Raw genomic sequence first — 12,046 nt, 5'->3', positions numbered from 1 at the left:
ATGCCTTCATCTAAAATGAGGAGGGTTTTCATTATGTACCAAAGACTACTCGTTACGTTCCTGGCATCCCTGATGCCCCTGGCCGTCATGGGAGCTGCCGTCCCACAACCGGCGCACCCGCCGCTGACGGCAGCGGACCCCAGCGGCTCATCGGTCACGGCACCGCTGGCTGCCGTGATAACAAAAAGTGAAGGCCGCGCCATCCGCACCGTCACGGACAGCACGTATGACGGGCTCTTTGCAGCACCGTCTGCCGAAGCCGGTGTACGCGACATCATAAAAGCCGGCCGCTTCCGCATCAACGGCTTCGCCATCCCGGCCGACGCCCAGACCCTGGCCAAAGACTGGCCGAAGGGCTATACCGTCAATGGCACGGTCTGGCTCGCCAAAGAAGCGGACCATTACGTCGTCGATAAGAAAACCTATACGGCTTATGACGATGCGGCCCTGGCAGTGGTAAAGCGTATCCCGGCAGGACTGGAAATCCGCATTTACGACCAGGACGGCGATCACTATGGGGATGCCATCGAAGCCAGCGTATGGGAAGCCATCATTCCCCAGACGCTGGACAAGGATGACGCAGGCAACATCCTTGTACGCCGGCTGTCAGCCAATGCCTATCCCCCGGCCGTCCCCGGAGAAGGCCGGGCGTATGATGCGTCCCATTTCACCGAAGGAAGCGGTGAAAAAGTCGCCCCGGAAAACATGGATGCCTCCATCAGGCCCGGCGATATGGCCCTTTTCGCCTATACGCCATCGGGCTGGACCCTCCGGCGGGCCATTCCTGTAACGGGACCGCTGCAGGCGGCCAAGGACCACCGCTATTACCAGCTGAACGGGATCCGCTATCACGACGCTATGCGTTTTTCCCGCGACAACCTGCCGATTTCCAACCGCTGCGGTGAATTCATCAATACCCTGCATTACTTCAAGGCCATGCACCGTCCGGAAGCCCCGGCCGTCACCTTATGGCTCGTCCCCACCTCGTCCGGCCAGCCCGGTGCGCCTGCCGGTTTTACGTCCGGAGACAGTGCCGCTCCACTCCTGAAACAGGCCCTGAACCAGAGCTGGCAGCAGCTGGCTCATACGGCCATCAGCACGGACGGCCGCGGCGTTCCCGCCGGCAAACCCTGGATGACGCCGTCTGCCTATCATCAGGCCGCTGAAGTCATCACAGCCGCCCAGAAGGTCTATGACCAGCACCAGGCGCCGGTCATCATGGATTACGAACGCTACCTGCTCTACCTGGCCCTGAATGGCGGCCAGGACGACATCGGCGCCCGATATGCCGGATACGACTTCGAAGGCATCCACCAGGCCGGCCACTGAGTTCCCGTCAGTCCTTGGATTCCCCGTCCCGGCGCAGCTTGTCCAGGACTTGCGCCGTCAAATCGTGCCAGGCATCCTGAAGCCACTGACTCCGCTGCGCGTCGTCACCGAGACATTCCAGGGCTTTGGGGATGGCCCTGCCGAAGAGGATATCTTCCGTCTGATGGCTGCGATAGACGCCGAGCTTGCAGGCATTGGCAAAATGCTCGCAGTTATGGAAGAGCAGGTCGTATTTCTTATTGCCCAGGCAAGCCCGTGCAAAGGCGATAGTTTCCGGTACGGAACAGAGCTGCGCCTGTTCGGCAGGCGTATACTGCCGCACTTCCACGTCGCCGCCCTGGCGGAATTCCTCGAACGACGTCGCCCGGATTTCCGTATCCCACCAGTCGATGGGATTATAGTCATCATCGCCGGCAAAGGCGATGACTTCGTCATCGCTGACATAGATGCCGTGATGGTAATACAAACCGCCCAGCCGGCGCACGCGGATATGGTCGCCCGCAGCCGGCGCCTGCCGGGCCCAATGTTCCGGCGTTCCATCATCCTGCAACAAGGACAAAATCGAATTCAGATCAATGGCCATCATCGTCACTCCCAACAAAATTGCTTAACTCTTATCAAGCTGTCATCATTTTTTGTTCGCCGTACGGTCCACCCGCCAGCGTGCCGCCTTTCACCGGCCAAAAAGACAAGTCCCCTCTCTGCTTCGTTGAAATATCCTATTTGGTTATAAAACAAACATACTTATCCCCCCGGCCATGCTATACTGACTCCAGCAAGACGAAGAAAACCAAAAATGCCTATGATGACAGCATCATAAAAGGCAAAAGAAAAGGGCATACCTATGAAAAATCTGGACTGGAAATATAAAGTAACAAGTTTAAAAAAAGTGGACGTGCGCGGCATAGCCGGCAATTTCCTTGACGGGCTGAAAAAACAGGCCGCCAAACTGCCCGTTGGCGAAGGGATGGAAGTCATCCAAACCTTTGAGCCCATTCCGCTCTATGAAGTAATGGAAATGCTGGGATATGTACACTATACAGAGAAGACAGCAGAACATGAATACCACGCTTATTTCTACCGGACCGAAGAAAAAGGGAACGTAGAAGAGGCGCCAGAACGGCCGGCAGTCATCACGAATTATCCCATGATCGATGAAAAGCTGGGCGAACTAGCTGTCGCATTCTGGGATATGACCTGGAAGAGCGAAAAACGCTATCTCGATTATAACATCCGGCTCCTGCTCTCTCTGGCGAATGCCGTCGGTGCCGGGAGAATGCGGCAGGCTATGAGGGAACTGCTGAAAGCCTATGCCAACGGACTGGACTCCAGAGCCCTGGATGATGTATTCGAACAACTGGCCTGGAACATGGGTATCGGCTTCTTCAGTTCTGAAATTGCCCCGTCTCCACTGTTTCATGCGTATAAAATAATTAAGCAGCTGGAAAAACAAGGAAAAGAAAGAAACGAAATCAATCAGTTGCTGAAGGAAAAATTTTCAGACAAAAAAGGCGTATGCCCGTAACCTCCGCTGTACATTATCATAAATTGATGAGCTGCTTATCTTTTTCTTAGGTACTTACGCCGATTCCTATCCGTCTGTATAATATGTGCAGATAGGAGATGAACCGGCATGATGGCAACGTATTTTGGGCTGCTTTTGCAACATATCCAGCCTTTTCTTTGTGTTATCCTGGCTGCTTATTTACAATCAGTGACGGGGTTCGGACTGGCTATTATCACAGCCCCGTTACTGATGTTTTTTTATGATTCCAAAACAGTCGTGACGCTCGTATTGCTGCTGGCCTGCAGCGGTAACCTGGCACAGTGTCTTTTCTATTTCCGTAAGGCCTACCTGAAACTAGTCCTTTGGCTTTATCTTGGCGTTCTGCTGGGCGAAGGACCGGGATTCCTGATTTATGATACCGTAAGCAGTACGGCATTGAAACTCATCGTAGACGGCTCGATTATCTTATCCATGCTGCTCATTCAGTGGACACACCATACCTTTAGAGAAACGACGGCGCACACGGTAACGACCGGATTTTTTGCCGGTATCGCTTCGGTCACGACGGGAATGGGCGGCCCGCCGCTCATGATGTATCTGGCCAATACCCGGCTCGATCCGGACCGGTTGCGTGCCAGCTACTTCATTTTTTTCTTTATTTCGAATTTCACCTCCCTCTTAGTCGAATTGGCCGGCGGATACGATGTATGCGCCTCGCTGACCGATTTTTTCTATCTGCTCCCGGCACTGGTCATCGGGCTGATTATAGGCAATCTGACCTATTCCTACATTTCTCAACAGCGGATCCGCCAGATCATCTGGATTCTCCTCTATGGAGCCTCCCTGTCCGGAATCATCCAGACGCTATGGCCCTAATGAGTACGGACATTCGCCGTACAGTCCCTCAACGGGTCCCGCAGGCAGGTCAGCAGTCCCTGACAACCTTCCTGGACATCGTCCCAGGTCCGCTGGAAATCCCGCGTATACCACGGATCGGCCACAGGACGGGGATTTTCCGTATAATCCATGAGCAGCGAGCATTTATGATCCGGATCCCCGTGGAAAATCCGCTGCATATCCCGCAGATTCTCGTCATCCATGCCGATGAAATAATCATAAGTTCCATAATCGTCTGCCATCAGCAGGACGGCCCGCTTCCCATCCGGATCCATACCGTGCTCCCGAAGCAGCCGTTCCACCGGCGGATAGACCGGATTGCCATAGCCGTTCCAGATTTCCTCATCCGTCGTAGCCGCTGATGCCACCTCGAACCGTTCTGACAGCCCTTCCTGCTCCGCCATCTGCCGGAACACAAACTCTGCCATAGGCGACCGGCAGATATTGCCGTGGCAAACAAAATTTATCTTTATCACGATTCATAAACTCCTCTCGATGCTGAACAAACGGGAAATTCGTATTATTGTAAAATTTCCCTTCTATTGTATCAGAAAAATCATCGCCTTTCACTGGCAAAACAGAAAAAGAGGCTGTCGCACGAAGGTTTTTGCCATCATGCGAGGCCCCTTCAACTTAAAAGTTTTTCGTTCGTAGTTCATCGTTCATCGCGATGGATTGATATTTTTAATCCCATACGACAAACGATGAACGACCTACGATCAACGTAAAAAGAGGCTGTCTTAATGCGACAGCCTCTTTCAAGTTGTTAGTTGTTAGAAGGAGAATACGAATTCAGCTCTTGTCTGTTCTTCCGGATCGTCAGCGTTCGTCTTATTGGTCTTCCACTTAGAAGCAAAGCTCTGATAGACGTTGAACTGGGCGTTCTTGGCAAAGACGTAGCTGCCGCCGACACCCCAGGATTTGATGTTGTTCAGGGCTGCATTATCGAAGCGCCAGCTGTTCGTCGAACCGCCGAGGTAAGCACCGTCTTCGACATTGAGGTATTCGACCCAGGCGCTCCAGCTGCCCGGCTGGGATTTGATGGCCTTGCCGTACGTCAGCTGAGCGACCCACAAGTTGGCACTGTCGTCGCCGTCAAGGGTCTTGTAACCATTGGACAGGTTGACATGTTCGTAGTTGGCCAGGATATTCCACTTGGAGCCGAAGTTATACGAAAGATAAGCCCCCCAGAGGTCATCGCCGCGGAAAGAATCTTTCAATAACGCATCCGTCGTGCCACCGGCGCGGGTGAAGTCATTGTAATAGACGCCGACAGCCGAACCGTTGCCGAAGAAGCCTTCGATTTCACCATAGCCCGTCTTGACGCCATCTACCGTACTAGTGCCAGCAAACGTCTTGTCGCTGCCTACCATCTTGAATTTCCCGTAGCCAGCCGTAACGGCAAAGTTGTCGTTCTTGTATTTCAATTCAGCCCGGTCGAAGATATCGCCATAGTTCAGGCCATAAGAATTGCCGAGGATGTATTTATCTGTCCGACCGACGCTGAGGTTCCACGTCTTGCCGCCGAAGTTGTAATCGACTTTAGCGATATCTGTGAAGGGGTTGTTGTTTTCACTATTGGCTGTCGAATTCGACGAAAAGCTCTGGGAATCCGTCGACAAGCCATAGGTTACTTTCGTGCGGTCGTTGACCTGGGCATTGGCGCGGAGGCGGACACGATAATCCCAGGAGCTGTCGTTTTTCTTGCCGGCAGCAGAAACGTCTCCATGATTGCCCTTCGCATCAGACAAGCCCATGCCAGCCGCTTTATAATCGCTCTGATGGCGATAACGGATACGAGCATCACCGGTGAGTTTAACGTTGCCGACGCGGCTTTCAAGGGCACTGACGCGGACGCCGAGGTTATTCAGTTCATCGGCATATTCATCAGCCAGTTTGTTGATAAGGGCGCGTTGTTCGACCGAAGCTTTGTCCATATGGGCCATGGCTTTAGCGACCATTTCGGCGGCTTCATAGCGGGTGATGTTACGGTTGCCCTGGAAATACTGGCCATCGACACCCTGGATGATACCGGCGTCAGCGAGTTCTACAACGGATTTGTAAGCCCAGCTGTCCGTCGGGACATCGACAAAGGGATTAGCCGCAAAAGCACAAGCCGAACTGATTGTCAGGGCGGCCATCAGGGCCGTAGCAAGTTTTGTTTTCATCATGAAAAATTCCTCCTTGTTTTCACCACAGTGAATCACAGGGTTCCCGGAAAGCCGCTGCAGGCGAGTGGTCCTAGTTTCCTCTCTCAGCGCCAGACGGGACAAACATCCTGTACAGCTTACGTTTGTCTGCATGGCCAGTATACGAAAAAGGTTCAGGCCTGTCAAAATGCATACAATTAGCATATCTATGCCATGTATCGCCCATTTTTACACAAATCAGACAAGAGTTTTTCACAATAAAAACACAATTTTTACACAGCTTATTACAAAGCTCTTACTCAAACATCACCGAATCTTGATGCTCCGGGCGTATACTCCAATGAAACAATAGGAGGTGCTTACTCATGAATCAATCATGGAGACGCTGGATTGCGGCAGGCCTGATGCTGTCCTGCCTGGGCAGTGCCAGTCTCAGTGCGCAGGACGTCCCGGTCCAGGCCTACATCGTCCACGCCGACCATTATCAGCTCCCGTACAAGGGAAACGAAAAAGCGTTCCACCACCAAATCAATCCCGGCTACGGCTCGTCCCTGGCCTTCAAGGATATCAAAAGCGACGGAACCCTCGAATTCTATGGTCTGACTGACCGCGGCCCGAACGGCGACATCCCGAAATATATCAAAAACGGCAAAAAGATGTCCGGGAAATTCTTCCCGACGCCGGATTTCGCGCCCAGCATCGGCGTCATTACGGTGAATCCGGCTCAGGGCCGGGCCGACATCACCGCGTCCATCCCCCTGAAAGTCCATGGCAAAGCCATTACCGGCAAGCCCCTGCCGGCAGGACTGACTGGATCGACGAACGAAATCGCCCTGAATTTCCAGATGAAAGACCTGGGGACCGACAAGAACGGCCTCGATACGGAAGGCCTGGCCGTCGATAAAGACGGAAATTTCTGGATTAGTGATGAATACGGGCCGTTCATCGTCAAAGCCGACAAGCACGGCAACATCCTGGAAAAATACGGTCCCGGCACGGGCCTTCCCCGCATCCTGGCCAGCCGCGTCCCCAACCGCGGCAGCGAAGGCCTGACCATTGATGAAAAGGGCCATGTCTTCGCCCTCATCCAGAGCCCCCTCGATGTCGACGGAAAAACAGGCAAGACCGCCAAGTACACGCGTATCGTCGAATTCGACCCGGCTACTCAAGCGACGACGATGTATGCCTATCCCGTCGATACGGGCTATAAGAACCCCGGTGCTGCCAAGCTGGGCGACATCACCTCCATCGGCCATGGCCAGTTCCTGATGATCGAACAAGGGAAACAGCACGGTACCATGCAGAACCTCATTTACAAAGTCGACCTGAACGGGGCTACGCCTATCGCCGATAACGGCGACCTCGAATACGGCCGCCTGGACGGGAAAATCGTACCGGCCAAGAAAGAACTCGTCCTGGACCTTCGCGCCCAGGGCTGGAACATCGAAAAAGCAGAAGGCCTGGCCCTCCTGCCGGACCGTCGGACGATTGCCGTCGTCAACGATAACGACTTCGGCATGGACATCGCCGTCGATGACAAACAGGCCAGCCAGCCCGAAGTCTCGGACTACACTTATGACAGCGATAAAAAAGCCATGATATATAACAAGGACCATCAAGTCCATAAAGTCAAAATCAGCCTGAAGAAAAACGCCACGTCAGAACAAGAAAGCCAGATTTGGTTCTTCACCCTGCCGAAAGCCTTATAGAGTGACTAGTGACTCGTAAAATTCGTCACTCGCTACAAAATTGCTTAACTCTTACCAGGCTGTCATCATTTTTTTACACAGCGTCTGTATAGTAAAGACTGTAAACAAGGTCAGCTATCCCCAGCGGCAACCCACCGGCCCGTTACCGAACCCCTCTGCCAGGATGGCCTCCCGACCAAAATCGGAGAGGTTCGCCGTACTGTCCACCTGCCAGCGTGCCGCCAAGCTTGTATCATAGAATAGGAAAAACCCCGGAGACCTCCCGCTCCGGGGTTTTTCCTGTCCAGCCGGATTCACTGGAAATCCGGCCTATCCCCTTGCCTGTAGAAATTTTTCTCTTCCTATTGTAGCAGAAAATGTGCCGCCTTTCACCGGCCAAAAAGACAAGCTCCCCTTCAGTTTCGATAAAAGTGAACTGGTACAGCATCATGATACGGCACTGCTGAACGCCCTGTTTCCAGAAAAAAATAAGTAAATACCAGATTCCGTTATATCACGACGGGAATGGGCGGCCCGCCGCTCATGAAGCAGCTGGCGCGCAACCGGCTAAATCCGAACCGGCTGTGCGCCAGCTATTTCATTTTTCCCCAAATGACATCCTTTCCTTTCGGAAGAAATTCTTTTACCTATATTGTATAATTGATACATTATCGTATAATTGATGCAATAAAAATCAAAAAAGAAAAAACGGAAAACACCGATGAAGGAAGGCCTTATTATGGATGCTAAGAATCATGTTTTATCTCTTGGAGAGCTAACGAAATATCTGCAACGGATTGGGATGGCAGCGGTGCCTGAGAAAGCAGATATAGATACTCTAAAAGAACTGCAGATCCGCCATCTTTTATCTATCCCCTACGAAAACCTGGACCCCATGAATGGTATTCCCACCTCGATGGACCCGGCAGCCCTTTACAAAAAAATAATCCTTCACCATCGGGGCGGATATTGCTTTGAACTGCAAGGATTATTTCTTTTATTGCTCACAACACTTGGTTATCACGTAGAGCAGCGGGCAGGCCGGTTCATGGATGAGCCAGGTCACATTCAGATGCGGCGTCATCGAATTCTCGTCGTCAATATCGATGGTATGCCATGGCTCACAGACGTCGGCGTCAATAGCGAGTCTCCCAGACAGCCGATTCTTCTGAAGCCGGGACGAATCCAACAGGATGGAATTTCTTCTTACTGTATCGATGAAGATTCTTTCTACGGACACGTACTCATGCAAAAAGAACCAGGGAAAAGATGGAAACCCATTTACGGCTTCACGGATGAACCACAAATAAATGACGATTTTATCATGCCGTCTTTCTACTGTGACCTCCATCCCAATTCAACATTCAATAAATACATGAAAATTAGCATATTTATCCGGGAAGCGAATCTTACCATCGTCAAGAATGAAATGAAAGCCTATCGCAATGGTACGGTAGAAACACGACATACGCTTTCTAATGAAACAGAAGCGGCCCAGATCTTGTCCGATATTTTTCGCATCACCGTTCCTGACAATTATCGTCTTCTATCATAAAAGCTTAAAACACAAAAATCAGCAGTAAGCTGCCTCGACTAACTGTATTATATCTCAGTTTATGTTCCTGGCATGCCGCTGCTGTTTTTTAGTTCCGCTTTTTTTGTCGATACTGTTGCGGCGGCATGCCATAGGCCCGTTTAAAATTCGTATAAAAAGAAGACATGGAATGGAAGCCGGAGGCCAGCGCAATAGTCACAACCGATTCGTCGGTATGGCAGAGCTTTTCGGCAGCTGCCTGAAGCCTTTTATCCATAAGATAGGCATGTATGGTCTGATGGAATTTTAATTTAAACAGGCGATTGAGGTGACGCACTGTCACTGGCAAACTGCCCAGTGTCTCACGCAGCAGCATAGGATCATCAAATTGATTGTCAATAAGTGATTTGACATGCAGTAAAAACTGCTGGTTCGGCTGATATTGCGCTATGTCAGGCCGACAGCGTTTACAAGGCCGGAAGCCGGCTGCTTCGGCCTCCTCCGGGGTAGAAAAGAATACGATGTTTTCTTTTCCCGGCAGACGAGATTGGCAGGAAGGTACACAATAAATGCCAGTCGATCGTACGCCGTACCAAAATGTGCCATCGTAGCTGGCATCACGCTGCCGGATTGCCTGCCATTTTTCCTGATTGTCCAGCTGGCCGAGCTGTGTATCCGCAATGGAAACGAGGCTGCACTCTATGATACGCGGTGCGCAGTAGGTACGCAATTTTGTTGGAGAGAGAATGCGGATAGAACCTCGTTGTTTCCGAATGATCTTATCATGCACCAATACGGCAAGGTATTTATTTAAATTAGACCGGTTGAGGCCAATATACGCCTGCAAATCTCCTGTCCCTATTTCCAGACAGTCCCGGCCTGTATTTTCAAAATAGGTGTACAGGAAAGACGCCACCCGTTCCAGACCAGTATCGAAAGAAAGGCTTTGTACCTCGTGCAGCAACAGGTGGATCAGCTGCCACATGGCCGTCATCATCTGTTGGTTAAAATCGGCATCTTTCAGCAGACGCTGGAATGCGTCTGTTGATATTTCCCAGGCAACGACATCGGTAGCGGCAGAGAATTGTATACGATGAGAAATGGGGACACTTTCTGGTGCCGAAAAAGGCATGAGCATCCCCCGGCCATAGGCAGCGACAAGCTTTTCTTTTTCTCCCTGCCTGATAGAAGCATGGACAAGGCCTTCATCGATATAGGAAACAGTCTGCCAGGCCGTATGTAAGGGATAGATGATATCCCCTTCCGCATAGTGGCGAACCTTCGCACCAGCAGCAAGCCAGATTGGGCGAAAACGTTCGAATTCATTTTGTAATTGATAGAGTGGTGCTGACATAATAACCCTCCTTAACTCTGCAGGCAACAGAGTCCATCTCTCTTTGCAACTATGTAAAACCTACGATTTTTTCCTTCAGTTTGTCTCATAAAAGTCAAACTGCTTGTCCTAATTCTGAAAGATTTTTCCGTGCATACAGTGTAAGATAAGAACCGTCCAAGAGAACACATAGAGTTGCACCATAGAAAGGATGAATGAATATGTCGATTCGTTTTACAATTCCAAGAGATGTTTATTACGGTCCCGGAGCCATTGAAGACCTCAAGGTCTTGAAGGGACACAAAAAGGCCTACATCGTTACTGGGACTTCTTTCATGACAAAGAATGGATCTTTGGCAAAGGTAGAAAAGGTACTCCATGAAAATGGTATGGAAACAAAGGTATTTAAAGGCGTGGAAAGCAATCCGCGTATTTCTACGTGCTATCGTGGCGCCAAAGAAATGCAGGAATGGGAACCGGATGTCATCGTAGCCCTTGGTGGCGGCTCTCCCGTAGATGCAGCCAAGGCTATGTGGGTTTTCTATGAACATCCGGAACTGAAATTTGATGATGTAAAGACCCCGTATGCTATGCCGAAACTCCGCCGGAAGGCTATCTTCGTGGCCATCGGTTCTACTTCTGGTACCGGGACTGAAGTTACTTCCTTCTCTGTTATCACTGACGATGCAACAGGCATCAAATATCCGATTGTAAGCTTTGAAGTCACGCCGGATATTGCTATCGTCGATACCGATGTCCCCCAGTCTATGGATGCTTCCCTCACGGCTGATACCGGCATGGATGCTATGACGCATGCTATTGAAGCTTATGTAGCAACCCTGCATAATCCGCTTACGGACTGCCTGGCTGTGAAGGCTGCTCAAATGGTTTACGAAAGCCTGGTAGATTCTTATAATGGCAGTGCCAAAGGGAAAGAAACGATGCACTGGGCACAAAATATTGCCGGCATGTCCTTCTCCAATGCGATTCTTGGCATCGTTCATTCCTTAGCTCATAAAGTAGGTGTCACTTACAAGCTGCCGCATGGCCGCTGCAATGCCATCATGCTGCCGTATGTCATCCAATACAACCGTCGTGCCTGCGAAGACCGTTTCGCTACCCTGGCACGGGCACTGGGACTGCCTGGCAATACCGATGCTCAGCTGACGAATTCCCTCGTCGCAGCTATTCAGGACTTGAATAAGGCTGTCGGTATCCCTGCCTCTTATAAGGAAGCCGGTGTCGATGAAAAACTGTTCAAAGATACCTTCGATACCCTGGCTACCGCTGCTGTTGGCGATCCCTGCACCCTGTTCAATCCCCGCAAGACGGATGTGGAAAACATGAAGAAAGTGCTCAACTGCTGCTATTATGGCACGCCGGTTAATTTTTAATTGACTACTTTCCTTTTTATCCCCGGAACCGAATGTTCCGGGGACTTTTTAGTTTCAACACATCTTTAAATTTTATTCCAGATATTTATTCTATCAGCAGTTTACAACTTTTTGAACAAATAAATATCGTGTGATCACACTTTGAAGTATAATGAATCTGCTAAAAAACATCATCTCAAAGGAGTTACGTGATAAGTTCATTATACCTCAAAAA

The 12,046-nt window shown here is 50.7% G+C and carries 10 protein-coding genes; 6 read left to right on the top strand and 4 right to left on the bottom strand.

Annotated elements, in window-relative coordinates:
* The first annotated feature begins 33 nt into the window (after positions 1–33).
* Entirely contained in the window at positions 34–1,329 is a 1,296-nt protein-coding gene (locus ACE418_RS05980; protein WP_416449750.1) for a hypothetical protein, read from the top strand.
* A 7-nt stretch (positions 1,330–1,336) separates the two neighbouring features.
* On the opposite strand, the gene ACE418_RS05975 is transcribed toward ACE418_RS05980, so the two are convergent.
* Complete coding sequence (locus ACE418_RS05975) at positions 1,337–1,915, bottom strand: lecithin retinol acyltransferase family protein (RefSeq protein WP_416449749.1); 579 nt, start codon at positions 1,913–1,915, stop codon at positions 1,337–1,339.
* A gap of 258 nt (positions 1,916–2,173) precedes the next feature.
* On the opposite strand from ACE418_RS05975, the gene ACE418_RS05970 reads away from it, so the two are divergent.
* Positions 2,174–2,854 (top strand): DUF2249 domain-containing protein, encoded by a 681-nt coding sequence (locus ACE418_RS05970; RefSeq protein WP_416449748.1) that lies wholly within the window; start codon positions 2,174–2,176, stop codon positions 2,852–2,854.
* 108 nt (positions 2,855–2,962) lie between these two features.
* Complete coding sequence (locus ACE418_RS05965; protein ID WP_416449747.1) at positions 2,963–3,712, top strand: sulfite exporter TauE/SafE family protein; 750 nt, start codon at positions 2,963–2,965, stop codon at positions 3,710–3,712.
* Here ACE418_RS05965 and ACE418_RS05960 read toward each other — a convergent pair.
* Together ACE418_RS05960 and ACE418_RS05955 are read right to left on the bottom strand one after the other, a co-directional pair.
* Positions 3,709–4,209 (bottom strand): low molecular weight protein-tyrosine-phosphatase, encoded by a 501-nt coding sequence (locus ACE418_RS05960; RefSeq protein WP_416449746.1) that lies wholly within the window; start codon positions 4,207–4,209, stop codon positions 3,709–3,711. The genes ACE418_RS05965 and ACE418_RS05960 overlap by 4 nt on opposite strands.
* A gap of 297 nt (positions 4,210–4,506) precedes the next feature.
* Complete coding sequence (locus ACE418_RS05955; RefSeq protein WP_416449775.1) at positions 4,507–5,901, bottom strand: S-layer homology domain-containing protein; 1,395 nt, start codon at positions 5,899–5,901, stop codon at positions 4,507–4,509.
* A 347-nt stretch (positions 5,902–6,248) separates the two neighbouring features.
* On the opposite strand from ACE418_RS05955, the gene ACE418_RS05950 reads away from it, so the two are divergent.
* Both ACE418_RS05950 and ACE418_RS05945 read left to right on the top strand, forming a co-directional pair.
* Positions 6,249–7,592, top strand: a complete 1,344-nt coding sequence (locus ACE418_RS05950) for an esterase-like activity of phytase family protein (protein WP_416449745.1) — start codon at positions 6,249–6,251, stop codon at positions 7,590–7,592.
* A 718-nt stretch (positions 7,593–8,310) separates the two neighbouring features.
* Entirely contained in the window at positions 8,311–9,126 is an 816-nt protein-coding gene (locus ACE418_RS05945; RefSeq protein ID WP_416449744.1) for an arylamine N-acetyltransferase family protein, read from the top strand.
* An 88-nt stretch (positions 9,127–9,214) separates the two neighbouring features.
* Here the strand turns inward: ACE418_RS05945 and ACE418_RS05940 are convergent, their stop codons facing one another.
* Positions 9,215–10,459 carry an Ada metal-binding domain-containing protein gene (locus ACE418_RS05940; protein ID WP_416449743.1) on the bottom strand — a complete coding sequence of 415 codons (1,245 nt, stop codon included), beginning with the start codon at positions 10,457–10,459 and terminating at the stop codon, positions 9,215–9,217.
* A gap of 200 nt (positions 10,460–10,659) precedes the next feature.
* Between ACE418_RS05940 and ACE418_RS05935 the strand changes: the two genes are divergently transcribed.
* The gene (locus ACE418_RS05935) at positions 10,660–11,832 is read left to right on the top strand and encodes an iron-containing alcohol dehydrogenase (protein ID WP_416449742.1); all 1,173 of its coding nucleotides are present in this window, start codon (positions 10,660–10,662) and stop codon (positions 11,830–11,832) included.
* Positions 11,833–12,046 lie beyond the last annotated feature (214 nt).

This window comes from Megasphaera jansseni, assembly GCF_047974155.1.
In the GTDB taxonomy this organism is placed as follows: domain Bacteria; phylum Bacillota; class Negativicutes; order Veillonellales; family Megasphaeraceae; genus Megasphaera.
Note: the sequence above shows the minus strand (reverse complement) of the source record. Positions and strands in the feature narration are given on the sequence as shown.

Coding starts and splice junctions, on each gene's coding strand:
- ACE418_RS05950 (WP_416449745.1), top strand. CDS start 6,249: ATGAATCAATCATGGAGACGCTGGATTGCGGCAGGCCTGATGCTGTCC.
- ACE418_RS05940 (WP_416449743.1), bottom strand. CDS start 10,459: ATGTCAGCACCACTCTATCAATTACAAAATGAATTCGAACGTTTTCGC.
- ACE418_RS05980 (WP_416449750.1), top strand. CDS start 34: ATGTACCAAAGACTACTCGTTACGTTCCTGGCATCCCTGATGCCCCTG.
- ACE418_RS05970 (WP_416449748.1), top strand. CDS start 2,174: ATGAAAAATCTGGACTGGAAATATAAAGTAACAAGTTTAAAAAAAGTG.
- ACE418_RS05965 (WP_416449747.1), top strand. CDS start 2,963: ATGATGGCAACGTATTTTGGGCTGCTTTTGCAACATATCCAGCCTTTT.
- ACE418_RS05935 (WP_416449742.1), top strand. CDS start 10,660: ATGTCGATTCGTTTTACAATTCCAAGAGATGTTTATTACGGTCCCGGA.
- ACE418_RS05945 (WP_416449744.1), top strand. CDS start 8,311: ATGGATGCTAAGAATCATGTTTTATCTCTTGGAGAGCTAACGAAATAT.
- ACE418_RS05955 (WP_416449775.1), bottom strand. CDS start 5,901: ATGAAAACAAAACTTGCTACGGCCCTGATGGCCGCCCTGACAATCAGT.
- ACE418_RS05975 (WP_416449749.1), bottom strand. CDS start 1,915: ATGATGGCCATTGATCTGAATTCGATTTTGTCCTTGTTGCAGGATGAT.